This is a genomic window from Streptomyces yongxingensis (assembly GCF_055597465.1).
In genome coordinates this window covers 3,309,933-3,331,910 of the sequence record NZ_CM145717.1, presented here as the reverse complement: position 1 = coordinate 3,331,910, position 21,978 = coordinate 3,309,933, and the positions used below count along the sequence as shown (strand labels likewise).

Genomic DNA, 21,978 nt, shown 5'->3' with positions numbered 1-21,978 from the left:
TACGGTCATGCCATGAGCCGCCCTCCCCGTACCGACCGTGATCGCCGCGCCCTGTGGCGCAGCCCGCTGCGCGGCCCCTGGCTGACGTCCGTCTTCGGCCTGGTCCTGCTCTTCGGCATCCCCGTGCTCTTCGTGACCGGACTGCTGTCGTACGCCGCCTACGACCCCGATCTGTCCCCGGTCAACGACCAGACGCCGGACAAGGGGCTGCTGGGCTTCTATCTCTTCTCCTGGCCGACCGACCCCTCCTGGCTCTACCGCGTCACCCAGGGGGTGCACGTCACGCTCGGTGTCGTGCTCGTCCCCGTGCTGCTGGCCAAGCTGTGGTCGGTCATCCCCAAGCTGTTCGCCTGGCCGCCGGTGCGATCCCTGGGGCACGCGCTGGAGCGGCTCTCGCTGCTCCTGCTGGTCGGCGGGGGACTGTTCGAGTTCGCCACCGGCGTGCTCAACGTCCAACTGGACTACATCTTCCCCGGTTCCTTCTACCCGCTGCACTTCTACGGGGCGTGGATCTTCATGGCCGCCCTCGTGGTCCATGTGGCGCTGCGGCTCCCGCTCATGGTGCGGGCGCTGCGGAGCCGCGAGCTGCGGGCCGAGCTGCGCACCCGCACCTCCGACACCCGGCCGGAGCCGCCGGACGAGACCGGCCTGGTCAGCCCGCGGCCCGCCGCGCCGACCATGTCGCGGCGGGGCGCGCTCGCCATGGTCGGCACCGGCTCCTTCGCGCTGCTGGTGGTGACGGCCGGTCAGAGCATCGGCGGCCCGCTGCGCACGAGCGCGCTGCTCGCCCCGCACGGCCGTGACCCGGGCCGGGGGCCGAACGGCTTCCAGATCAACAAGACCGTCGCGGCCGTCGGCATCCGCGCCCGCGACATCGGGCCCGACTGGCGGCTGGTGGTGCGGGGAGCGGGGGGCCGCGAGACCGTCCTCACCCGGGAGCGGCTGCTGCGGCTGGAGCGCCACGGCGCGGCGCTGCCCATCGCCTGTGTGGAGGGGTGGTCCACGGCCGACCAGCGGTGGGACGGGGTGCGGCTGGCGGACCTCGCCGCGCTGGTGGGACATGCCGACCGGCCGCCGAAGGTCCTGGTGGAGTCCGTGCAGCGGCACGGCTCCTTCCGCAGCGTCGTGCTGAGCGAGCAGCAGGTCCGCGATCCGCGCTCGCTGCTGGCGCTGAGGGTCAACGGCGCGGATCTGTCGCCGGACCACGGCTATCCGGCGCGGGTGATCGTGCCCGGGGCTCCGGGTGTGCACAACACCAAGTGGGTCGGGCGGCTGACCTTCGGAGGGACGGTATGAGGTTTCTCGGACGCCGGGGGGACGGTGTGGGGTTTCTCGGACGTCGGGGGGACGGTGTGAGGGCCGCCGGACGGCACTGTTTTGGGCTGCGGCGGCTGGACGGCGAGTCGCCGCTGCGGCTGGTGCTGCTGCTGTGCTCCTTCGCGCTGACCGGTTACGCCGGGGCGAGGCTGCTGAGCGGCGACTGGTTCGGGATCGCGCTGTGGTTCGTCGGGGCCGCCGTCCTCCATGACCTGGTGCTGCTGCCGCTGTACGCGCTCGCGGACCGTGCCGTGGCGGCCGTGCTCCCGGCCCCGTCCCGGTGGATCAACCATGTGCGGGTGCCCGCCTTCGTCTCCGGTGTGCTGCTGCTGGTGTGGTTCCCGCTGATCCTCGGCCGACAGGAGCGCCGCTACGAGAACGCGACCGGGCTGAGCGCCGATGTCTTCTGGCCGCGCTGGCTGCTGGTCACCGCCGTACTCTTCGGCGCCTCGGCCCTGTGGCTGGTGATCCGGATGGCGATCCGGGGGTGGCGGCGTCGCCCGGGTCCTCGGCGTCGGGGCGCGGCGGCTGCGTCGGCCGCGTCGGCCGGGGAGCGGAAGCCGCCCGCCGGGCCCGCAGGGCCCAGCCGGCCATGACCGCCGCGCAGGCGACCGCGTACCCCAGCGTCCCGACCCACGCCCCGTCGTCCACCGCACGGGCCGTCACATACTGGGCGACTCCCGCGAGCGGCAGGCCGAGCCACTCCCAGCGCCCGTCGAGGGCCACCAGCGCCACCACCAGCAGTGCGTACCAGGGGTAGCCGGGCGTCATCAGCAGGAACGCGGTCCCGGTCACCACCAGCGCGCCGCGCCAGGGCCGTTGGGGGTCGCCGCGCAGCAGCACCCACGCCACGACCACGAGCAGGACGGCGGCGATCACGGGGAGGGCCCAGGTCTCCGGGGTGGCGTGGAGCAGGCGCAGCAGCGCGTAGCGGTTCTTGTCGGCGGCGGCGGTGGAGCCCGTCTCGTAGCCCTCCTCGGCCACGTAGCCGGTGAGATAGCCGAGGACGGAGGAGTGCGAGAGCAGGACGTACGGGAGGTAGCCGAGCGCGACGACGGCGGTGGCGGGCAGCACGACGGCGGTGGCGGGCGGCACGATGGCCGCGGCGCGGCGGATTGGCGCGGTCGGCGAGCCGGGGCTTCCGACGGGTCCGGGCCTCTTGAGCGCGGTGAGGGGCCTGGGGGTGGCCGTGGTGAGGACGCCGGAGAGCGCGCCCGGCAGGGTCACGGCGGGCAGGAGCTTGGCTGCGGTCGCCGCGCCGAGCAGCGCACCGCCCAGGGCGCGGCGGCGGGGGACGGCGACGAGGCCCGCGACGGTCAACAGCACGCCCAGCGCGTCGACATGGGCGTTGTTCACCGCCTCCACCGGCACGGCCGGGCACCAGGCCCAGAGCGCGGCGCGGGCGGTCGCGAGGCGGGGGTCGCGGCGTCGCCGTGCCGCGGCGAGCAGTACGGCGGTGGTGGCGACGGACAGCAGCGCGCCGCCGGTCTGGAGGGGGAGGAGGGTGGAACCTGACGGCGCCGAGCGGTGTACAAGCAAGAAATAGCCCTCTGCGGCGGGAGGATAAATCGTATGGACCGAGGGGCGGTTCAGGCGCGTGCACTGCGGCTGGGCGGAGGCGCTCGGCGGGTGATCGGGCTCCGGATCGGCGCGCGGGCCGGCGCCGGGCGTGGGAGGTTCGGGCGCGGGGCGGACGGGGGCGCGGTCGGGGCCATGGCAGGCGGAGCCCTGCGGGAAGAGCCAGCGGTCGCGGAGCGAGGCGAGCGCGGGGTCCTCGGGCGCGTGGTCATAGGGCGATATGCCCGCGGCCTGCACGCGTCCGTCCCAGGCGTAGCGGTAGGCGTCGGTGCTGGTGCGCGGCGGGGCGAGCAGTCCCGTGGCGGCGACCGCCGCGCTGCCCGCGAGCACGAACACCGCGGCCTGACGGGCGCCGAGGCGGCGGACCGCCCAGGCGGCCGCGGCGAACAGCGCCCAGGCGATGGCGTACCAGCGGGACAGTACGCCGGGCGCGGTGTGGAAGTCGTCCCCGCGGAAGGTGAGGGCGAGGACGGCGACCAGAGCTCCGAGCAGCGTGGCCAGAGCGAGCGGGGCGATCCAGCGGCGGGCGGTCCGCGCCCGCGCGGGAGGTGTGGGGCGGTCCGGTGGGCGGGGCTTGTCCGCGCTGTCGGGTGGCGGTGTGGGGCGGTCCGGTGGGTGGGGCTCGTCCATGCCGCCGGACGGTGGTGCGGGGCGGTCGCGGGCCGGTGGCCGAGGGCCCGGGACGGAGTGTGGCCGAGACGCCTGATCGGGCACCCGGCCGCGCCACCGGGCGACTCGGCCGGGCCGCGGCAGGCGGCGCGGCGATGCGGGCACGGCTCAGCGCTCCGTGCTGTGCCGCGGCAAGGGTGGTGTGTGGCGCAGGGATACGAAGCCCCGGTCCCGCGCGGTCCACTGCTCGACCGGGTCCCAGCCCGCCGTCCGTGCGTGGTGCAGCAGCGCCCGGACGCCGACGCGGGCCCAGGGGAAGGCCGTTCCCACGTCGCCCCGGCCGTCGTCCACGCGCACCCGCACCCGCTCGTCCACATCCGCCGCCGCGGCCTCCACGATCAGGAGCCCGTCGGGGGCCATGAGTTGGGCGACGCGCGCCAGCAGGGCGCGCGGATCGCCGCCGATGCCGATATTGCCGTCGATCAGCAGCGCCGTGCCCCAGCGTCCCTCGCCGGGCAGCGGTTCGAAGACCGAGCGGCACAGTGCGGGCCCACCCGCGCGGGCCGTTCGGGCGACCGCCGCCTGGCTGACGTCGATGCCCAGGCAGGGGCGGCCGTGCAGGGCCAGCGCGGCCACCAGCCGGCCGGGTCCGCAGCCGATGTCGAGTATCGGGCCCTGGCAGCGCCGCAGCACGGTCCGGTCGGCCGCGTCGGCGTCCGCACACCAGCGTTCGACGTCCAAGGGCAGCATCCAGCCGTCGGCCCGGCGCAGGAACAACGGGCCCCGGCCCGCGTGGAGCGCTCGGACATAGGGGTCGGCGTGCCAGGGGGCGGCCGCGCGACGAGCGGACGTCCGCTCGCGCACCGCTCCGTCGTGTACGGACCCGTCGTGCACAGACCCGTCGTGTACGAATCCCTTGCGCACCGCTCCGTCGTGTACGGATCCCTCGCGTATCGATCCGTCTCGCACCGTCTCGGCCGTGCTCATCGGGCGGTGCTCCGGGACGACAGCCGGGCCAGGGCCCGGGCGAACCGCCCGCCCGGGGCGTCGGCCGCCACCCGTACGGCGTCCTCCGCCGTGTCCACGTCGCGCAGCATCGGCAGGTCGCGCACCCGCAGCCCCGCGTCCGTCAGCCGACGCCGCTGGGCGGCACCGGTCGTGTCGGTGGACATCGGCACGCCTCGCAGCAGCCCGGGGTCCGGTTCCGCCAGGCCCAGGGCCCAGAAGCCACCGTCGGCGGCCGGGCCGAACCAGGCGTCGCAGTCGTGCCAGCTCCCCGGGCTCAGCGCGGGGGCGAGGAGAGCGGGGGTGACCTGCGGGGTGTCCATGCCGATCAGCAGGGTGGCGCCCCGGCAGGCGGCGAAGGCCGCGGCGAGCCGTTCGTCCAGACCGCCGTCGCACTGCCCCACCACCTCGAACCCCGGCGGCAGCCACGGCCCGGGCCGGCCATCGAGCACCAGCACCCGGCGACGGGCGGGCATGGCGAGCGCGGCGTGCAGCGTGTCGGCGAGGGACGCCTCGGCGAGCGCGGCGGCCTCGGCGGGGGTGTACGGGGGAGTGAGCCTGGTCTTCACCCTCCCGGGCATCGGCTCCTTGGCGATGATGAGCAGTGTCGTCCCGTCCCCGTGGGCCGCCCGGGAGCCGGTGTCCGTGCGGACGTCCGCACCGGCGATGGGCCGCCCGTCGGCGCTGCCAGGTCCGGAGCCGAGGCGGCCCGGAGCCGACGGGGCCTCCGACGCGTGGGCACCCTCATGTGGCGCGGCGCTCACCGCGCGGCCCTCGTGGGGGCGGCCAGGTCGCGGGCCTCCGACGGCCGGTGCAGCACGGCGCGCATATCGCGCACCGTGTGCCACGTGCCCCGCCAGGTGCCGGTGACCTTCGACTTCCCGGTGCGCGGCCGGTACGGCACCTCGCGTTCCTCGATCCGCCAGCCGGCGTCGGCGGCCCGCACGACCATCTGCAGCGGGTAGCCGCTGCGGCGGTCGGTGAGGCCGAGGGCGAGCAGCGGTTCGCGCCGGGCGGCCCGCAGCGGGCCGAGGTCGCCCAGTGTGAGGCCGGTGCGCCGCCGCAGCATGCGGGTCAGCGCGAGGTTGCCGAGCCGGGCGTGCACCGGCCAGGCCCCCCGCTCCTGAGGACGTCGCCGGCCCAGCACGAGGTCGGCGTCGCCCGCCGCCACGGTCCGCACGAAGGCGGCCAGCAGCCCGGGGTCGAGCGAGGCGTCGCAGTCGCAGAAGCAGACGATGTCGGCTTCGGCGGCGAGGAGCCCGGTGTGGCAGGCGGCGCCGAAGCCACGGCGGGGTTCGTGGACGACGGTGGCGCCGTGGGCGCGGGCGATCGTGGCCGAGCCGTCCGTGGAGCCGTTGTCGACGACGATGGCGCGCCAGCCGTCGGGGATGCGGGCCAGCACCCAGGGCAGGGCGGCGGCCTCGTCCAGACACGGCAGGACGACGTCCGCACAGGGGGTGGTCGAGTTCGTCACCCGCACCACACTACGAAGGAGAAACCGACATTTCGGGCTTCAGGTTCTTACGAAACACGGACGTCGGCCGGGCGGCGGGCTCCCCGGCACCCCCTGGTGCCACACCCGGTGTCACGCTGTGGGGCATGCAGCAGAACCCCTCTCCCACCCGCGTGCTCGTCGTCGACGACGACCCGACCGTGGCCGAGGTCGTCGCCGGGTACCTCGGCCGGGCCGGCTTCGCCGTGGACCGGGCCGCCGACGGCCCCGGGGCGCTCGCCCGCGCCGCCGCCCGCCGACCGGACCTGGTCGTGCTCGACCTGATGCTGCCCGGCATGGACGGGCTGGAGGTGTGCCGCGCGCTGCGGGACAAGGGCCCGGTGCCGGTCATCATGCTCACCGCGCGCGGCGACGAGGAGGACCGGATCCTCGGCCTGGAGATCGGCGCGGACGACTACGTCACCAAGCCGTTCAGCCCCCGGGAGCTGGTGCTGCGCGTGGAGTCGGTGCTGCGCCGCGGCCGCACCGGTCCGCGGGCCCCCGGCTCGTCCGGCCCCGGCCCTGGCCCCGGCCCCGGCCCGGACGAGGTGACGCACCGCGCCGGGATCACCCTCGACCCGCTGGCCCGGCGCGCCGCCCGGGACGGCCGGGAGCTCGCCCTGACCGTGCGCGAGTTCGACCTGCTGGCCTTCCTGCTGCGCCGCCCCGGGGTGGCCTTCACCCGCGAGGAGCTGATGCGCGAGGTGTGGGGCTGGGACTTCGGCGATCTGTCCACCGTCACCGTCCATGTGCGGCGGCTGCGCGGAAAGGTCGAGGACGATCCCGCCGCGCCCCGGCTCATCCAGACCGTATGGGGCATCGGCTACCGCTTCGACGCCCCGCCCGAGACCGACGACGAGACCTACGGCCAGGGACGGCGGTACGAGGGGCGCGGAGACGAGGGACGCGGGGACGAGGGGCGACAGGACGAGAGGCGCGCGGATCAGGGGCGGGACGAGGAACGGGGGCCGGGCTCCGATGCGTGATGTGCTCCTCATGGCGGTGTTCGCCTTCCTCGGCGCGGCGGCGGCCGGTCTGCTGGGCGCGCTGGCGCTGCGGCTGGTGCGCGGCCGTTCGGTCGCGGTGTCCCTCGCCGTCGTCGCCGTCGTCGCGGTCACGGCGATGCTCACCGGGACGCTGGCGGTCGCCTGGGCGATGTTCCTGTCCCCGCACGACCTGACGGTGGTCACGACCGTATGCGCCATGGCCGCCGTGGTGTCCCTGGCCACCGCGCTGCTGCTGGGCCGCTGGGTGGTGGCGCGCAGCAACGCGCTGGCCCTCGCCGCCCGTTCCTTCGGGGACGGCGGGAGCTTCGCCGCCCCCGACGGCCAGGCCACCGCCGAACTCGCCGCGCTCGGCCGTGAACTGGCCGCCACCAGCGCCAAGCTGGCCGCCTCCCGTGAGCGTGAGCGCGCCCTGGAGTCCTCCCGCCGGGAGCTGGTCGCCTGGATCTCCCACGATCTGCGCACCCCGCTGGCGGGGCTGCGCGCGATGTCCGAGGCCCTGGAGGACGGGGTGGCCCCGGACCCGGACCGCTATCTCCGCCGGATACGCACCGAGGTGGAGCGGCTGAACACGATGGTCGGCGACCTCTTCGAGCTCTCCCGCATCCACGCCGGGGCGCTCTCCCTCAGCCCCACCCGGATCTCCGTCTACGACCTGGTCGGCGACGCCCTCGCCGGGGTCGATCCGCTCGCCCGCGAGCTGGGTGTCCAGCTGATCGGCGACCGCGTGGACCCCATCCCGGTGGAGGTCGACGGCAAGGAGATGACCCGTGTGCTCGGGAACCTCCTCGTCAACGCGGTCCGCCGCACTCCGGCGGACGGCACGGTCGCGGTGACCGCCGAGCGCGAGGCGGACACGGTCGTCCTGTCGGTCACCGACGGTTGCGGCGGGATCCCGGAGGAAGACCTCCCGCGGGTCTTCGACACCGGCTGGCGGGGCAGCGACGCCCGCACGCCCCCGGCGGGTGCCGGTCTGGGCCTGGCCATCGTCCGCGGCATCGTCGAGGCTCACGACGGCCAGGCGGCGGTCCGCAACGTCGACGGCGGCTGCCGCTTCGAGGTCCGCCTCCCCGCCGCCGCGATGTGAGGGCCTGGCGCTCCCGGACCGCCGCAACGTAGGGGCCCTGCCCCTCGGCCCGCCGCCGCAACGTGGGGTCCCTGCTCCTCACCCCGCCGCCACGCGAGGGCTCGGTCTCGCTCGGGCCGCCGTCGCCTGAGCGGTCCCGTCTGCCTCGGATGGCGGCACCTGAGCCCGCCGCCCCTCAGGCCCTAGGTGTGCTGTCCGGGGACGGGGCGCCTGCGGCGGGCTGCTCCCCGCCCCGCCCCTTCCCGCAGCATCGATATGCGGCTCCGCCGCGTGGCAGGGCTTCGCCCCTGGACCCCGCGGGGTCCAGGGGCGAAGCCCCCTGGTAACGGGAAGGGGCGGGGAGGGGAAAGATACGCCGGACACCCCGTAGGCGCCCCCGCTCCCTCACACCCCCGCTCGTTGCGGGGCGTGGGCGAATTCGGTCATGCCCTCGTGGAACGAGACCGCCGGGCGCCAGCCCAGTTGGTCGCGGATCTGGCGGGACGACGCGGTGATGTGCCGTACGTCGCCCAGCCGGTAGCCGCCCGTCACCACGGGCGCGGGGCCGCCGAACGCCGTGGCCAGGGCCGTGGCCATCTCGCCCACCGTATGGGGGTCGTCGCTGCCGGTGTTGTACGCGGTCAGCGCGGACGGGGCCACCGCCTCCCGCGCCGCCTCCAGGGCGGCGACATTGGCGGCGGCCACGTCACGGACATGGATGAAGTCCCTGCGCTGGCCCCCGTCCTCGAAGACCGTGGGCGCCTCGCCGCGCGCCAGGGCCGAGCGGAAGAAGGAGGCGACCCCCGCGTAGGGGGTGTCGCGCGGCATCCCCGGCCCGTACACATTGTGGTAGCGCAGCGATACCGCGCGGCCGCCCACTGACCGGGCCCAGGCCGCCGCCAGGTGCTCCTGGGCCAGCTTCGTCGTCGCGTACACATTGCGGGGATCGGCCGGGGCGTCCTCGTCCACCAGACCGGGCCGCAGCGGGGTGCCGCACTCCGGGCAGAGGGGGTCGAAGCGGCCCGCCGCGAGGTCCACCTCGGCGCGTGGTCCGGGACGGACCCGGCCGTGGCGGGGGCAGTCGTAGCGCCCCTCGCCGTAGACGACCATCGACCCGGCCAGCACCAGTTCGCGCACTCCGCGCTCGGCCATCGCCGCCAGCAGCACCGCCGTGCCCAGGTCATTGCAGCCCACATAGGCCGGGGCGTCCGCGAAGTCCTTGCCGAGACCGACCATCGCCGCCTGGTGGCAGACGGCGTCCACGCCGCGCAGCGCCGCGGCCACCGCCTCCCGGTCCCGCACATCGGCGTGGATCCACTCCCCGTCCACGGATGGCGGAGCCGGATGGGCCGCCGTCGGATGAGCGGCGGGAAGCAGGGCGTCGAGGACGACCGGCTCATGGCCGTGCTCGACGAGGGCGGTGACGATGTGCGAGCCGATGAAGCCCGCACCTCCGGTGACCAGTACGCGCATGGGGGCGACGCTAGGCCCGAGCGGGGGCTCGGGCCCGCCCCCGCGCCGTTCCGTCACCGCTCCGTAAGACCTTCCGGAGGAGGCGTGGTCACAGAATGGTCACAAGGGGGACGGCCCGGCGTTGCCTTCCACTGCGACCGTGGCGCCCACTCGCGTCCCCGGGACCCCGTCCCCAAGCCCTGTCCTCCTGGGGCTCCCGGACACGTTCAAACGGACACGTTCAACCGGACACGTCTCTCAAGACCGCCGCCATCGACGAACAGAGAGCCACATGACGGTCACCACCGCCCCCGCGGCCCCGCGTCCCCGCTGCCTCAACGACGTCAAGGGATGGTTCCCCAGCCTTGACCAAGTGCTCTTCGACCGCTTTCTGAGCCGTCAGGAGCGCCTCGGACAGCGCGGGGACCTGATGGAGATGGGTGCCTACATGGGCAAGAGCGCCATCTTCACCGCCGCCTATCTGCGGGCGAACGAGCGGTTCACGATCTGTGACCTCTTCGACGCCGAGGCGCCGGACGAGAAGAACGCGGCGGAGGCGCGCAAGTCGTACGCCACCCTGACCCGCACCGCCTTCGAGCAGAACTACCTGGCCTTCTGGGACGAGCTGCCGAACGTCATCCAGGGCCCCACCTCCGTCGTGCCCGACCACGTCGCCGCGAACACCTGCCGCTTCATCCACGTGGACGCCTCGCACCTGTACGAGCACGTGGCGGGCGACATCGACACCGCGCACGACACACTGGTACCCGACGGCCTCGTCGTCCTCGACGACTTCCGCTCCGAGCACACCCCCGGCGTGGCCGCCGCGACCTGGGAGGCGGTGTTCACCGGCGGCCTGCGGCCCATCTGCCTGTCCACACAGAAGCTCTACGGCACCTGGGGCGACCCGGAGCCGATCCAGGACGAGTTGCTCGCGGACGAGGAGTGGCGCAAGGGGATGCACACCAGCGTGCAGGAGATCGCGGGCCGCAGGGTGCTGCGGTTCTCGGGGAAGCCCGCGAACCCGACCCCACCCACTTCCCGCTTCGCCCATGAGCCGCGCGACCCGGCTCCCGAGCCGCGCTCCGCGTCCACCGCACCGGCGTCCGCGCCCGCCGCACGCCGCCCCACAGCGGTCCGGCGGTTCGCCGCCGATGTGCTCCCGCCGGTCGTCACCCGCGCTATCCGCCGCCGCAAGGGGTAGCCCCCGGGCGCGGAGGGAGCCCGGGGGCTGTCTGTCCCCGGGCTCCCGAGCCCCCAGCGTCGAGAGCCCCCAGCGTCGCGGACGGTCTTACCACCGCCGCAGCGCCGGGTGGTCCGCCACGACTGTGCAGGACCCCGGGACGATCTCGGTGAACCCCGCGTCGCGCACCACCGGCAGGCCGCTCGCGGTGAGCTCGTCCCACCGTTCGGCCGACGCCGTACGCACCGCCAGCGGGAACCCGGCCTCGCGCCAGGCCGCCCGCGCCGCGTCGTCCAGCTCCCACCAGGCCAGCTGGGCGCCGTGCCCGGCCTGGGCCATCGACTTGCCCGCCGACATCTCCACATGGGGGTTCAGCCACAGCACCGGACCGGTGGGGTCGGGGGCGGGCGGCGGCTCGGGGTCGTCCAGGTCGGTGCCGGAGACCTGGAGCTTGGCCAGCTCCTTGGGCCAGCCGTCCAGCGGTACCGGCGGGAACACCCGCACCTCGGCGGCCGCCGACGAAGCCCCGTCCCCCGATGCGGGCTCGTCCCCGTCATCGGCGGCGGGCACCCGGCCCGTGACCGTGATGCCCGGCAGCCCGGACGCGCGCCGCCACTCCGCGCCGCGCGCCCGCCGTACGACCTTGCGGATCCGGGCGTCCTGCCAGTCCCGTACGGCCTGGGCCCACTCGCCGTCGGCGGCCGTCGCCCGCTCGTCCGACAGCAGCACCAGCACCGCGCGCGCCGCCGTCTCCAGGGCGTCCGTACGCGCCGGGGGCGCGGCCTTCTCGATCCGGACCACCAGGGGCAGGACGAACTGCGGCGCGGCGTCCCGGTCGGTCTCGGCTGCCGGAACGGGCTGCTGCGGGCGCCGGACCCGGTGCCCTGGTGAGCGGTCGTCTGGGTGCCGGTCTCGGTGTCGGCGTCGGTGCTGGTCACCCGCCCAGTGTGCCAGGACCGCCAGCAGGCCCGGTCCGGGATCTTCGCGCCTGTGACACAGCGGCTGACCGGGGGCGCCGTGCCGATCGTCGCGGGCCCGCGACGATCCGCCGGACGGGGCCCCGGGCCTCCGCGCGCCGAGGGCCTCCCCTCCCCGAGGGGCGCGCCTATGCTCAACCGGCATGAGACTGCGAGGAGTCGGCCGCCGCTACGGCCTGGGCGGACCCTGGGTGCTGCGGGGTGTCGATCTCGAGGTGCCGCCGGGTTCGCTGACCCGTATCCAGGGGCGCAACGGCAGCGGAAAGTCCACGCTGCTGCGGCTGCTCGCCGGGATCGACGCCCCCAGCGCGGGCCGGATCACCGGCCGCCCGCCCACCGCTTACGTCCCCGAGCGGTTCCCGGCCGAGCTGCCCTTCTCCGCGCTCGGCTACCTCACCCACCTGGGACGGATCCATGGGCTGTCCCGCGCCGCGGCGGCGCGCGGGGCGGGGGAGTGGCTGGAGCGGTTCGGCGCGGACGGCTACGCCGGCACCCCGCTCGCCGAGCTGTCCAAGGGCACCAGCCAGAAGATCGCCGTGGCACAGGCGCTGCTGGCCGCCCCCGGCCTGCTGATCCTGGACGAGGCGTGGACCGGCCTGGACCAGGCCGCGCGCCGGGTGCTGGACACGGCGGTCGCCGAACGCGTCGCCGACGGCGGCGCGGTCGTCTTCGTCGACCACGACCCACGCCGCCTGGCCGGGGCCCCGGACCGCGTCCTGCGCGTCGCCGAGACCCGGCTGGAGCCGGTGGACGGCACGGTTCGGTCGTCGGTGGCGCAGGACAGACCCCGCGTCGGGCTACGGGTGCGGGTGGAGGCCGAAGGAGTGGCGGGGGCCGGGCTGCCCGGTGAGCTGCCGGGCGCGGTGGTGCGCGAGTACGGTCCCGCGCCCGCGCACGGGAGCGGGGCCGACGGTCCGGCGGGGCGGGGCGTACGGCTGACGGTCGAGGTCGGCGCCGCCGACTCCGATGCCCTGCTCCGCACCCTCCTGACCGCCGACCCGCCCTGGCACATCCGCGCGGTGACGACCATCAACGACACCCAGGAGCCCGCCCAAGAGGCGAAGGAGAAGGCATGACCGCGCTGCTGCGCTATCAGACGGCTCTGCTGGCCCGCTCGCACCGCTGGCTGCCGCCACTGCTGCTCTACGCCGCGTTCCTGGGGGTCGGGGTGCAGACCGGGCAGCCGATCCTCGACTCGCTCGGTTACGCCGCCGCCGCGCTGCTGCCCGTCGCCGCCTGGCTGGTGCGGGTGTGCGTCACCCAGGAGCCCGCCGCGGCCCGCGACTGCGCCTCGGCGGCGGTGGGGCCGGGCCGGGTGCACCTCGCCTCGGTGCTGACCGCGCTGGGCGCGGCGCTGGTGCTCGGCACCGTCGGGACGCTGTTCGTCGCGGCGGTCGGCGATCCGCACACCGCGGACCACCTGCACGAGATCCCCGTGCCCGAGGCGACCGTCTCCGGGCTGCTCACCGCGGTCGCGTGCGCGCTGCTCGGCACGGCCGTCGGCGCGCTGTGCAACCGGCCGCTGCTGCGCCGCCCCGGCTGGGCGATCCCGGCCACGCTGCTCGCCGCGCTGCTGGTGTCGGTGGCCGGGGCCTCGCCCGCGAACGCCGCCGTGTCGGGGCTGGTCGACGGCTCGCACAGCGGCACCGTGCCGATGCCCCTGCTGCCCCTGGCCCTGACCGGCGCGGCCGCCGCCGGGGCGACCGCGCTGGCCTGCGCGCTGAGCTCCCGCCGGTCGTAGGGTTCGGGTCATGGACGACCGTACGGACCTTCCCGAGCGCCCGCCGTACGCCGACTGCGTGCAGTGCGGCGAGCCCACCGAGTACCCCGCCGCGCGCCCCGGAGCGACGCTGTGCCCCGTCTGCGAATGGCAGGAGGCCCAGCGCACCGCCTGCTCCGGCTAGCGACCGCCCACCGGGCACCCAGGCGGGGCCGGGTACGGGTGCCCTGGCCGGGGCCGCGCACCGGGTGCCCCGGCGGGACCGGCGCGCCGACTGCCTCGGCCGGGGCCGCGCACCGCCTGCCCCCGCCGGGACCGCGCACGGGCCGCTCGGCCCTGTCCCGGCGGAGCTTCGCGTGCCCGCGACGCCTGGCACGGCGCCCCGCCACGCAGCTCCGCCGGACCGGCACTCCGCCGGACAGGCGCTAATGGCGCCAGGGCCCCGTCACGGCGAACGTCGTGCCCGGGGTGTAGCAGTTCACGTACATCGTGCGGCGGTCCGGTGCGAAGGTGACGCCCGCGAACTCACCCCATTCCGGCTCCTCCGGTGTGCCGCCCGCCGCGGCAGCGGCTGATGTCAGGGCCTGGCGGTTCCGTGCCATCGCGTAGACCTCGCCGCGCCGGGTCACCCCGAAGACATGCTGCGCGCCGTTGCCGTCCTCGCAGACCATCAGGCCGCCGCTGGGTGCGAGCGTGATGTTGTCGGGGGACTCGCCGGGGAGCTGGACATCCGTCTCGGGCCCGAAGACGATCACCAGTGTGAGGCGCCTTCGGTCAGGGTCGTAGCGCCAGATCTGGCCGAAGTGGTCGGCCGCCGAGCCGTCCGCGCTCTTGGCGAAGCTGGAGACGAAGTAGACCGACGTACCGCCCCAGTAGCACCCCTCCAGCTTCTGGGCGTGGGTGATGCCTCCGGGGCCGAAGTCCTGGAAGCGGATGGGGGTTTGGCGGGCGAGCGGGTCGGGGACGTCCACCCACTCGACGTGGTCGAAGGTGGTGCCCGGCTCCTGGATGGTGGACAGGTCGGGCACCCCCGGCACCCGCAGCGCCTGAAGCTCCCCGCCCGCGCGCAGCGAGCCGATGCCGCCGAGCGGCTTCTTCGGCCGGAAGCGGTAGAAGAGCCCGAAGGGCTTCTCGAAGGCGTCCTCGGTCTCGTAGACGACACCGCTGCGCGGATCGACCGCGATGGCCTCGTGCTGGAAGCGGCCCATGGCGGTGAGCGGCACGGCGCCAGTGCGGCGCGGATCGTAGGGGTCGACCTCGAAGATGAAGCCGTGGTCCTTGGTGTAGCCGTTCGTACCGGCCCGGTCCTCGGTTTCCTCGCAGGTCAGCCAGGTGTGCCAGGGGGTGGGGCCGCCCGCGCAGTTGACCGCGGTGCCCGCGATGGCCACCCGCTCGGACAGTACGTGGTTGCCCGAGTCGAGCTCCAGGGCGGTGCAGCCGCCCAGGCCCATCGGGTCGTAGGTGAGGCCGGTCACGGCGGGGACCCGGATCGCGGCGTCCTTACGGTTCTCATGGTTGCGGACCAGATGCGTACGGCCGTGGCGGCCGCCGGCGCGGCCCGGGAAGGCGGCCATGCCGTCGCAGTGGCTGGGGACCTTGCCCTCGCCGGAGCGGAGCTCGTCGCCCTCGCGCGAGAGCACCCGGTAGCGGAATCCCTCCGGGAGGTCGAGCAGCCCGTCGGGGTCGGGGACCAGGGGGCCGTAGCCACCCCGGCCGAGTGGTGGGGAAGCCGGTTCGGCGGCCGCGGCCGTCCCGGCGAACAGCTCGGAGACGCTGCCGGTGAAGGCGATCGAGGCGATGGAAGCCCCCAGCGCGCCGGTGCGGCCGAGAAGCTGACGTCGTGTCGCTGACATGCGGTAACTCCCTGCTGGCGGACAGAGAAGATGACCGGACGTGTGTATCACGCGCGCGGGCGCGCGGGAACCATTCGATCAGCGATGCGCGTCATTTGATCAGCGATGCGCGGGAACCCTCTGTTCCACGCGGCACGGCCGGCGAGTGAGCCGAAGGGGCGCGTCGGTGTCGAAAGGGAGAGCGCGCGCAGGGCCCGAGGAACGACTGCCCGAGCACGGTCGACCGTCGACACCGGCTGAAGCGCCCCGGCGGGAGCACCTCCCAGCGGTAGCTGGGGGGAGAACCGAGCCCTAAAAAGAAGGTGCCAGTCCCTTCGCATCGCGGGCGAGGGCGGTGAGCCGCGATATCGCCCGGAAGTACTTCTTCCGGTAGCCGCCGCGCAGCATCTCCTCGCTGAAGAGCTGGTCGAACGGCACCCCGGAGGCCAGCACCGGCACCTCGCGGTCGTAGAGCCGGTCCGCCAGCACCACCAGCCGCAGCGCGGTCGACTGGTCGGGGACCGGGGCGACCCCGGTCAGGCAGACGGCCTGGACGCCGTCGCACATCGCGCCGTAGCGGCTCGGGTGCACCTGGGACAGGTGGTCCAGCAGGGCGGGGAAGTCGTCCAGGGAGGCGCCGGGGACGCGGTGCGCGGCCCGGGTGACCGTCTCGTCGGAGTGCGGGGCCGGGGCCGCGGGCAGACCGCGGTGGCGGTAGTCCTCGCCGTCGATGCGCAGCGTACGGAAGTGGGCGGACAGACCCTGTATCTCGCGCAGGAAGTCGGCCGCGGCGAACCGGCCCTCGCCCAGCTTGCCGGGCAGTGTGTTGGACGTCGCGGCGAGCGCCACACCCGCCTCGACCAGCTTCCCCAGCAGCGTGGAGACCAGGACGGTGTCGCCCGGGTCGTCCAGCTCGAACTCGTCGATGCACAGCAGCCGGTGGCCGCTCAGGGTCTTCACGGTCTGCTGGAAGCCGAGCGCGCCGACCAGGTTCGTCAGCTCCACGAAGGTGCCGAACGCCTTCAACTCGGGGGCGGCCGGGGTGGCGTGCCACAGGGAGGCCAGCAGATGGGTCTTGCCGACGCCGTAGCCGCCGTCGAGATACATCCCGCGCGGGCCGCCGCCCGCGGCGGGCTTGGCCTCCCGGCGGAACCAGTGCCTGCGGCGCCCGCCCTTCGCGTCCGCGCCGCCGCCGAGCCGTGCGGCGAAGGCTCTCAGCGCCTCGACCGCCTCAGCCTGGCTGGGCTGGCCGGGGTCGGTGAGGTAGTTGTCGAAGCTCACGGTGGCGAAGCGGGGCGGCGGCACCATCTCGGCGACCAGACGCTCCGCCGGAACCTGCGGTGCACGGGCGGTGAGGGCTGCGGGGGCTTCGGCGGCTATGCGGCCTGCCGAGCCGGATGCGGTGGTTGGTGCGGACACGGATATCCAGGGTAGTCGTTCTTCACCCGACCACTGTCCGAGAGGGAGGCATGTCACACTGCGGCCTATGCGACGCCTGTTCCCCCTGCCTGTCCCCGCACCTGCCGAAACATCTGCCGAAACGCCTGCCGAAACCTCCGCCGCGACACCTGCGGGCATTTCCGCCGTAACGCCCGCCGAGGACCGCGAATGGGCGCTTGACGAACTGGCCGACGCCTACGCGTATCCGGAGCCTCCGCACGGCCCCTCCGGCGCCTATCTGCGGGCCAACATGGTGTCCTCGCTGGACGGGGCGGCCCATCACGACGGCCGGTCGAAGCCCCTGTCCTCCGACGCGGACATGCGGATCTTCGGGGTGCTGCGCGGGCTCGCCGACGCCGTCGTCGTGGGCGCGGAGACCGTGCGCCGCGAGGGCTACCGCCCGGCGCGCGCCCGGGAGGCGTTCGCCGAGCGGCGGGCGGCGCTCGGCCAGCCGCCCGCGCCCGCGATCGCCGTCGTGAGCGCCAGCCTGGACCTGGACTTCTCGCGGCCGCTGTTCACCGAGCCGCTGGTGCCGACGATCGTGATCACGGGCGCGACGGCGGCGGAGGAGCGGATCGAGGCGGCCCGCGCGGCGGGGGCCGAGGTGGTCTTCGCCGGGGCGGGGCCGTCCGGGCGGGTGGACGCGGCGGCGGTCGTGGCCGCGCTCGCGGAGCTCGGGCACACCCGGCTGCTCACCGAGGGCGGCCCCACGCTGCTGGCGGAGTTCGCGGCGGCCGGAGTGCTGGACGAGCTGTGTCTGGCGGTGGCCCCCCTGGTCACCGCCGGGGACGCGAAGCGGATCATGAACGGCCCCGTGCTGGGGGAACCGGAACGCTTCACTCTCGCTTCCGTTCTGGAGGAAGCCGGGTTTCTTTTCACCCGCTACCGTCGGATTTACCAATAACTTATAAAAACGTCCGTAAACCCGCGAAGAGGATCGCGAAGGAGAAGGGCATCCGCCGTGTTCACGAGCGTATTGATGATTGAGAAGCCCCTGACCCCCGCCGACGTGGAATTCGTCACCACCCTGCACGGCGATGACCCGGTCTCCTTCGTCGTCCTGATGCAGCCCAGGGGGAGCAAGGACCGGCTGCTGCGCGCGATCGACGACATCGCCCTCGGCGAGCTGGAGCAGGCCGCCCAGGAGGGGGAGGAGCCGGAGGGCAGGGAGGCGCTGGAGCCCGCCGAGCGGGCGCTGGCCCACTCGGTGGCGGCGCTCGAGGCGGCCGGGAGCCGGGCCCGGGGCCATGTCGTCCAGCGCCATCCGCTGGAGGTGCTGCGCGGGGTGGTGGAGGAGACCCGGGCCGATGAGGTGATCGTGCTCACCGCCCCGCACTTCGTGGAGGAGTTCTTCCACCGGGACTGGGCCTCGCGGGCGCGCCACAAGGTGGGGGTCCCGGTGCTGAAGCTCTTCTCGCACGCGGTGGACGAGGACCAGCCCACGGCCGGCGGCTGAGCCCCAGCCCCCGTCCCAGCCCCGGTCCCGGCGGCCATCGGCTGAGCCCCGGTCCCGACCCCGGCCCCGGTCCCCGCGGCCATCGGCGGGGGTGGACCGCCGGGGGTGCGAGAATCGGGCCGACAGCTCACACCGCGAACCAGGGGAGACCCGTACATGGCACCGGCCGGCACCGCCTCCGACACGCTGGATCGACCGCACTTCATCGGCATCGGCGGCGCCGGGATGTCGGGCGTGGCCAAGGTCCTCGCCATGCGCGGCGCGCGGGTCTCGGGCAGCGACACCAAGGACTCGCCGATCGTCGGGGCGCTGCGTGAGCTCGGCGCCACGGTGCACATCGGCCACTCCGCCGAGAACCTCGCCGCCGACGCCACCAGCGTCGTCGTCTCCAGCGCCATCCGCGACGACAACCTCGAGCTGGTCACGGCGCGGGAGCGCGGCATCCCGGTGGTGCACCGCTCCGACGCGCTCGCCGCGCTGATGGACGGCTCCCGGCCGATCGCGGTCGCGGGCACCCACGGCAAGACGACCACGACCTCAATGCTGGCCGTCTCGCTGCGCACCCTCGGCCTGGACCCGTCCTACGTCATCGGCGGCGATCTGGACGCCCCCGGCTCCAGCGCCCTCCACGGCGACGGCGAGATCTTCGTCGCCGAGGCCGACGAGAGCGACCGCAGCTTCCACAAGTACGCGCCCGAGGTGGCGATCATCCTCAATGTGGAGCTCGACCACCACGCCAACTACGCCTCGATGGACGAGATCTACGAGTCGTACCAGACGTTCGTCGGCCGGGTCCGGCCCGGCGGCGCGCTGGTGATCTCCGCCGACCACCCCGGCGCCCGTGAGCTGACCACCCGGGTCAGCGGGCGCGACGGGCTGCGGGTGCTCACCTACGGCGAGGACGCGAGCGCGGACGTGAGGGTCCTGGCCATCCAGCCGCACGGGCTGACCAGCGAGGTCACCGTACGGCTCGCGGAGTCCCTGGGGGGCGCGGAGCTCACCTTCACCGTCTCCGTCCCCGGCCGCCACTACGCGCTCAACGCCGTGGCCGCCCTCACCGCGGGCGCCGCCCTCGACGTCCCGGCCGCCGAGCTGGCCCCCGCCCTCGCCTCGTACACGGGCGTCAAGCGGCGGCTCCAGCTCAAGGGCACCGCGGCCGGGGTGCAGGTGATCGACTCCTACGCCCACCACCCCACCGAGATCGCCGCGGACCTCGAGGCGATCCGCGGCGGCGCCGGGGACGGCCGGGTGCTGGTGGTCTTCCAGCCGCATCTGTTCAGCCGCACCCAGGAGCTGGGCACCGAGATGGGCGAGGCGCTCGCGCTTGCCGACGCCTCCGTGGTCCTGGACATCTACCCCGCCCGCGAGGACCCGGTCCCCGGCGTCACCAGCGCCCTGATCATCGACGCCGCGGCCCGCCACGGGGCGGATGTGACCGCCGAGCACGACCGGGACGCGGTGCCCGAGCTGATCGCCGGAATGACGAAGCCCGGTGACCTTGTTCTCACCATGGGCGCCGGCGATGTGACCGACCTCGGTCCGGAGATCCTCGCCCGCCTGCAGAGTCCGGAGAACTGAGGAGGTCCGTCCCCATGGCGTACGAGATCGACAAGCCGGAGGAGCAGTGGCGCGCGGAGCTGACCCCGCAGGAGTACCACGTGCTGCGGGAGGCCGGTACCGAGCGTGCCTTCACCGGTGAGTACACCGACAGCAAGACGGTCGGCGTCTACTCCTGCCGGGCGTGCGGGGCGGAGCTCTTCCGCTCGGAGACGAAGTTCGAGAGCCACTGCGGCTGGCCGTCGTTCTACGACCCGGCGGACAGCTCGGCCGTAGAACTGCTCGAGGACCGCTCGCACGGGATGGTCCGCACCGAGGTGCGGTGTGCCCGCTGCGGTTCCCACCTGGGCCATGTCTTCTCGGGCGAGGGCTACCCCACCCCGACCGACCAGCGGTACTGCATCAACTCCATCTCGCTGCGGCTGAGCCCCGAGGAGAGCTGACGCCCGAGGAGAGCTGACGCCCGAGGAGAGCTGACGCCCGAGGAGAGGCTCAGGCGTCTCGGCCCGGGCCTCGGGCTCCTCATCGTGAGCCGCAGCGCAGCACGGCGGCGGTCTCGGGCGGCAGCCTCAGCATGCCGTCCGGACCCGGCGGCTCGATCCGCCGCCAGGCGGCCACCACCTCGGTGACCTCGCCGGTACGGGGCCCGAGCCAGGTCTTGACCGGCCGGTCGCCCGGGTTGAGCAGGACCCGCAGCGGGCCGCGCTGAAAGCTGAAGCAGCCGTCCGAACCGGAGGACAGGCCGGTGTACGACCAGGTGGGGTCGGTCAGGGCCGGTTCGGCGCGGCGCAGTGCGATCAGCCGGCGGTACCAGTCGAGCAGCGCCCGGTGCGGCTCCCGCTCCGGCTCCCGCCAGTCGAGGCAGGACCGCAGCCGGGTGGCCGGGTCCTGGGGGTCGGGCACGTCGCCCTCCGCCCAGCCGTGGGCGGCGAACTCCCGGCGGCGGCCGGACCGCACCGCCTCGGCCAGCTCGGGATCCTGGTGGTCGGTGAAGTACTGCCAGGGTGTGCGGGCGCCCCACTCCTCGCCCATGAAGAGCATGGGGGTGAAGGGCGCGCACAGCACCACGGCCGCCGCGCAGGCCAGCAGCCCGGGGGAGAGCCGGGCGGAGAGCCGGTCGCCGACCGCGCGGTTGCCCACCTGGTCATGGGTCTGGGCGTAGCCGAGCAGCCGGTGCGCGGGGGTGGTGTGGGTGTTCAGCGGACTGCCGTGGCGGCGGCCCCGGAACGCCGAGTGGGTGCCGTCGTGGAAGAAACCGCCCATCAGCGTCTTGACCAGGGCCCCGGGCCCCTCGGCGGCGAAGTCGGCGTAGTAGCCCTGCCGCTCACCGGTGAGGAAGGTGTGCAGGGCGTGATGGAAGTCGTCGTTCCACTGCGCGTGCAGACCGTGGCCGCCCGCCTCGCGCGGGGCGGTGGTGCGCGGATCGTTGAGATCGGACTCGCCGATGAGGAACAGCGGACGGCCGGTGCGGGCGGCCAGCGCGTCCACGGCGGCCGACAGCTCGGCCAGGAAGTGCCGGGCCCGGGTGTCGCGCAGGGCGTGCACCGCGTCCAGCCGCAGCCCGTCGAGGCGGAAGTCGCGCAGCCAGGCGAGCGCGCTGCCGATGAAGTACGCGCGCACCTCGTCGGAGCCGGGCGCGTCGAGGTTGACCGCCGCGCCCCAGGGGGTGTGGTGGGTGTCGGTGAAGTACGGGCCGAAGGCCGGGAGGTGGTTCCCGGAGGGGCCCAGATGGTTGTGGACCACATCGAGGACCACGCCGAGGCCGTGCCCGTGCGCGGCGTCCACGAAGCGCGCCAGCCCCTCCGGCCCGCCGTACGGCTCGTGCACCGCCCAGGGCGCCACGCCGTCGTACCCCCAGCCATGGATCCCGGGGAACGGGCAGACGGGCATCAGCTGCACATGCGTGATGCCCAGCTCGGCCAGGTGCGGCAGCCGTTCAGCCGCCGCGTCGAAGGTGCCCTCATGGGTGAAGGTGCCGATGTGCAGCTCGTAGAGGACCGCGCCCGGCAGCGGCCGCCCGAACCACTCCCGCTCCCAGCGGAAGCGGGAGTGGTCGACCACCGCGCTCAGCCCCTCCGGGCCGTCCGGCTGGCGGCGGGAGCGCGGATCGGGGAGCGATGGGCCGTCGTCGAGCGCGAAGCCGTACCGCGTGCCGGGCCCGGCCTCGGCCTCGGCCCGCCACCACCCCGGGCGGCCCGGGTCGGGTTCCATGGGGCGGTCCCGCCCGTCCACATGGAGCCCGACCCGCTCGGCGTGCGGCGCCCACACCTCGAACAGCACTGGCGTCTCC

At 74.5% G+C, this 21,978-nt stretch carries 20 protein-coding genes and 1 pseudogene; 12 read left to right on the top strand and 9 right to left on the bottom strand.

What is annotated here, in order from left to right; translation table 11 throughout:
• Nucleotides 1–12 precede the first annotated feature (12 nt).
• Together ACZ6TD_RS13940 and ACZ6TD_RS13935 are read left to right on the top strand one after the other, a co-directional pair.
• Nucleotides 13–1,296, top strand: coding sequence for a molybdopterin-dependent oxidoreductase (locus tag ACZ6TD_RS13940; RefSeq protein WP_471353989.1), 1,284 nt, complete (start codon nucleotides 13–15; stop codon nucleotides 1,294–1,296).
• Between the two features lie 56 nt (nucleotides 1,297–1,352).
• Nucleotides 1,353–1,913 (top strand): hypothetical protein, encoded by a 561-nt coding sequence (locus ACZ6TD_RS13935; protein ID WP_471353987.1) that lies wholly within the window; start codon nucleotides 1,353–1,355, stop codon nucleotides 1,911–1,913.
• Nucleotides 1,914–2,592: 679 nt separating this feature from the next.
• Here ACZ6TD_RS13935 and ACZ6TD_RS13930 read toward each other — a convergent pair.
• From ACZ6TD_RS13930 to ACZ6TD_RS13915, 4 genes and pseudogenes are all read right to left on the bottom strand, one after another.
• Nucleotides 2,593–3,525: pseudogene (locus ACZ6TD_RS13930) on the bottom strand (hypothetical protein); the annotation flags it as partial.
• A gap of 147 nt (nucleotides 3,526–3,672) precedes the next feature.
• The gene (locus ACZ6TD_RS13925) at nucleotides 3,673–4,491 is read right to left on the bottom strand and encodes a methyltransferase domain-containing protein (RefSeq protein ID WP_471353985.1); all 819 of its coding nucleotides are present in this window, start codon (nucleotides 4,489–4,491) and stop codon (nucleotides 3,673–3,675) included.
• Nucleotides 4,488–5,090 (bottom strand): TIGR04282 family arsenosugar biosynthesis glycosyltransferase, encoded by a 603-nt coding sequence (locus ACZ6TD_RS13920; protein WP_471357723.1) that lies wholly within the window; start codon nucleotides 5,088–5,090, stop codon nucleotides 4,488–4,490. Before ACZ6TD_RS13920 ends, ACZ6TD_RS13925 begins: the two co-directional genes overlap by 4 nt.
• A gap of 179 nt (nucleotides 5,091–5,269) precedes the next feature.
• Entirely contained in the window at nucleotides 5,270–5,992 is a 723-nt protein-coding gene (locus ACZ6TD_RS13915; RefSeq protein WP_471353983.1) for a glycosyltransferase family 2 protein, read from the bottom strand.
• 116 nt (nucleotides 5,993–6,108) lie between these two features.
• On the opposite strand from ACZ6TD_RS13915, the gene ACZ6TD_RS13910 reads away from it, so the two are divergent.
• The gene (locus ACZ6TD_RS13910) at nucleotides 6,109–6,987 is read left to right on the top strand and encodes a response regulator transcription factor (RefSeq protein ID WP_471353981.1); all 879 of its coding nucleotides are present in this window, start codon (nucleotides 6,109–6,111) and stop codon (nucleotides 6,985–6,987) included.
• Nucleotides 6,980–8,092, top strand: a complete 1,113-nt coding sequence (locus ACZ6TD_RS13905) for a sensor histidine kinase (RefSeq protein WP_471353979.1) — start codon at nucleotides 6,980–6,982, stop codon at nucleotides 8,090–8,092. The genes ACZ6TD_RS13910 and ACZ6TD_RS13905 overlap by 8 nt, the downstream gene beginning before the upstream one ends.
• A gap of 384 nt (nucleotides 8,093–8,476) precedes the next feature.
• Here the strand turns inward: ACZ6TD_RS13905 and ACZ6TD_RS13900 are convergent, their stop codons facing one another.
• A complete protein-coding gene (locus ACZ6TD_RS13900) occupies nucleotides 8,477–9,544 on the bottom strand; it encodes an NAD-dependent epimerase/dehydratase family protein (RefSeq protein WP_471353977.1) in 1,068 nt (355 codons plus the stop codon).
• A 271-nt stretch (nucleotides 9,545–9,815) separates the two neighbouring features.
• Between ACZ6TD_RS13900 and ACZ6TD_RS13895 the strand changes: the two genes are divergently transcribed.
• Nucleotides 9,816–10,727 carry a class I SAM-dependent methyltransferase gene (locus ACZ6TD_RS13895; RefSeq protein ID WP_471353976.1) on the top strand — a complete coding sequence of 304 codons (912 nt, stop codon included), beginning with the start codon at nucleotides 9,816–9,818 and terminating at the stop codon, nucleotides 10,725–10,727.
• A gap of 87 nt (nucleotides 10,728–10,814) precedes the next feature.
• Here ACZ6TD_RS13895 and ACZ6TD_RS13890 read toward each other — a convergent pair whose 3' ends face one another.
• Nucleotides 10,815–11,516: a peptidyl-tRNA hydrolase gene (locus ACZ6TD_RS13890; protein WP_471357721.1), complete on the bottom strand. Its 702-nt coding sequence runs from the start codon at nucleotides 11,514–11,516 to the stop codon at nucleotides 10,815–10,817.
• Nucleotides 11,517–11,826: 310 nt separating this feature from the next.
• Between ACZ6TD_RS13890 and ACZ6TD_RS13885 the strand changes: the two genes are divergently transcribed.
• The 3 genes from ACZ6TD_RS13885 to ACZ6TD_RS13875 are packed head-to-tail and all read left to right on the top strand — an operon-like array spanning nucleotide 11,827 to nucleotide 13,587.
• Complete coding sequence (locus tag ACZ6TD_RS13885; protein WP_471353974.1) at nucleotides 11,827–12,759, top strand: ABC transporter ATP-binding protein; 933 nt, start codon at nucleotides 11,827–11,829, stop codon at nucleotides 12,757–12,759.
• Nucleotides 12,756–13,424, top strand: coding sequence for an ABC transporter (locus tag ACZ6TD_RS13880; RefSeq protein ID WP_471353972.1), 669 nt, complete (start codon nucleotides 12,756–12,758; stop codon nucleotides 13,422–13,424). The genes ACZ6TD_RS13885 and ACZ6TD_RS13880 overlap by 4 nt, the downstream gene beginning before the upstream one ends.
• A 10-nt stretch (nucleotides 13,425–13,434) precedes the next feature.
• Complete coding sequence (locus ACZ6TD_RS13875; RefSeq protein ID WP_471353971.1) at nucleotides 13,435–13,587, top strand: hypothetical protein; 153 nt, start codon at nucleotides 13,435–13,437, stop codon at nucleotides 13,585–13,587.
• Between the two features lie 241 nt (nucleotides 13,588–13,828).
• Here ACZ6TD_RS13875 and ACZ6TD_RS13870 read toward each other — a convergent pair whose 3' ends face one another.
• Both ACZ6TD_RS13870 and zapE read right to left on the bottom strand, forming a co-directional pair.
• Nucleotides 13,829–15,256, bottom strand: a complete 1,428-nt coding sequence (locus ACZ6TD_RS13870; RefSeq protein WP_471353969.1) for a PhoX family protein — start codon at nucleotides 15,254–15,256, stop codon at nucleotides 13,829–13,831.
• Nucleotides 15,257–15,547: 291 nt separating this feature from the next.
• Nucleotides 15,548–16,654 (bottom strand): cell division protein ZapE, encoded by a 1,107-nt coding sequence (gene zapE, locus ACZ6TD_RS13865; protein WP_471353968.1) that lies wholly within the window; start codon nucleotides 16,652–16,654, stop codon nucleotides 15,548–15,550.
• Between the two features lie 67 nt (nucleotides 16,655–16,721).
• Between zapE and ACZ6TD_RS13860 the strand changes: the two genes are divergently transcribed.
• The 4 genes from ACZ6TD_RS13860 (at nucleotide 16,722) to msrB (ending at nucleotide 20,131) form a co-directional block, all read left to right on the top strand.
• A complete protein-coding gene (locus ACZ6TD_RS13860; protein ID WP_471353966.1) occupies nucleotides 16,722–17,579 on the top strand; it encodes a pyrimidine reductase family protein in 858 nt (285 codons plus the stop codon).
• A 75-nt stretch (nucleotides 17,580–17,654) separates the two neighbouring features.
• On the top strand, nucleotides 17,655–18,131 hold the full coding sequence (locus ACZ6TD_RS13855) for an indole-3-glycerol phosphate synthase (RefSeq protein WP_471353964.1): 477 nt from the start codon (nucleotides 17,655–17,657) through the stop codon (nucleotides 18,129–18,131).
• Between the two features lie 156 nt (nucleotides 18,132–18,287).
• Nucleotides 18,288–19,709 carry a UDP-N-acetylmuramate--L-alanine ligase gene (murC, locus tag ACZ6TD_RS13850; RefSeq protein WP_471353962.1) on the top strand — a complete coding sequence of 474 codons (1,422 nt, stop codon included), beginning with the start codon at nucleotides 18,288–18,290 and terminating at the stop codon, nucleotides 19,707–19,709.
• A gap of 14 nt (nucleotides 19,710–19,723) precedes the next feature.
• Nucleotides 19,724–20,131: a peptide-methionine (R)-S-oxide reductase MsrB gene (msrB, locus tag ACZ6TD_RS13845; protein ID WP_471353961.1), complete on the top strand. Its 408-nt coding sequence runs from the start codon at nucleotides 19,724–19,726 to the stop codon at nucleotides 20,129–20,131.
• Nucleotides 20,132–20,210: 79 nt separating this feature from the next.
• On the opposite strand, the gene treZ is transcribed toward msrB, so the two are convergent.
• On the bottom strand, nucleotides 20,211–21,968 hold the full coding sequence (gene treZ, locus ACZ6TD_RS13840) for a malto-oligosyltrehalose trehalohydrolase (RefSeq protein ID WP_471353959.1): 1,758 nt from the start codon (nucleotides 21,966–21,968) through the stop codon (nucleotides 20,211–20,213).
• Nucleotides 21,969–21,978: the final 10 nt, after the last annotated feature.

What these genes read in the sequence shown, in the direction of transcription:
- ACZ6TD_RS13940 (WP_471353989.1), top strand. Translation starts at nt 13, where the DNA reads ATGAGCCGCCCTCCCCGTACCGACCGTGATCGCCGCGCCCTGTGGCGC.
- ACZ6TD_RS13925 (WP_471353985.1), bottom strand. Translation starts at nt 4,491, where the DNA reads ATGAGCACGGCCGAGACGGTGCGAGACGGATCGATACGCGAGGGATCC.
- ACZ6TD_RS13920 (WP_471357723.1), bottom strand. Translation starts at nt 5,090, where the DNA reads ATGCCCGGGAGGGTGAAGACCAGGCTCACTCCCCCGTACACCCCCGCC.
- ACZ6TD_RS13910 (WP_471353981.1), top strand. Translation starts at nt 6,109, where the DNA reads ATGCAGCAGAACCCCTCTCCCACCCGCGTGCTCGTCGTCGACGACGAC.
- ACZ6TD_RS13905 (WP_471353979.1), top strand. Translation starts at nt 6,980, where the DNA reads ATGCGTGATGTGCTCCTCATGGCGGTGTTCGCCTTCCTCGGCGCGGCG.
- ACZ6TD_RS13900 (WP_471353977.1), bottom strand. Translation starts at nt 9,544, where the DNA reads ATGCGCGTACTGGTCACCGGAGGTGCGGGCTTCATCGGCTCGCACATC.
- ACZ6TD_RS13895 (WP_471353976.1), top strand. Translation starts at nt 9,816, where the DNA reads ATGACGGTCACCACCGCCCCCGCGGCCCCGCGTCCCCGCTGCCTCAAC.
- ACZ6TD_RS13885 (WP_471353974.1), top strand. Translation starts at nt 11,827, where the DNA reads ATGAGACTGCGAGGAGTCGGCCGCCGCTACGGCCTGGGCGGACCCTGG.
- ACZ6TD_RS13880 (WP_471353972.1), top strand. Translation starts at nt 12,756, where the DNA reads ATGACCGCGCTGCTGCGCTATCAGACGGCTCTGCTGGCCCGCTCGCAC.
- ACZ6TD_RS13875 (WP_471353971.1), top strand. Translation starts at nt 13,435, where the DNA reads ATGGACGACCGTACGGACCTTCCCGAGCGCCCGCCGTACGCCGACTGC.
- ACZ6TD_RS13870 (WP_471353969.1), bottom strand. Translation starts at nt 15,256, where the DNA reads ATGTCAGCGACACGACGTCAGCTTCTCGGCCGCACCGGCGCGCTGGGG.
- ACZ6TD_RS13860 (WP_471353966.1), top strand. Translation starts at nt 16,722, where the DNA reads ATGCGACGCCTGTTCCCCCTGCCTGTCCCCGCACCTGCCGAAACATCT.
- ACZ6TD_RS13855 (WP_471353964.1), top strand. Translation starts at nt 17,655, where the DNA reads ATGATTGAGAAGCCCCTGACCCCCGCCGACGTGGAATTCGTCACCACC.
- murC (WP_471353962.1), top strand. Translation starts at nt 18,288, where the DNA reads ATGGCACCGGCCGGCACCGCCTCCGACACGCTGGATCGACCGCACTTC.
- msrB (WP_471353961.1), top strand. Translation starts at nt 19,724, where the DNA reads ATGGCGTACGAGATCGACAAGCCGGAGGAGCAGTGGCGCGCGGAGCTG.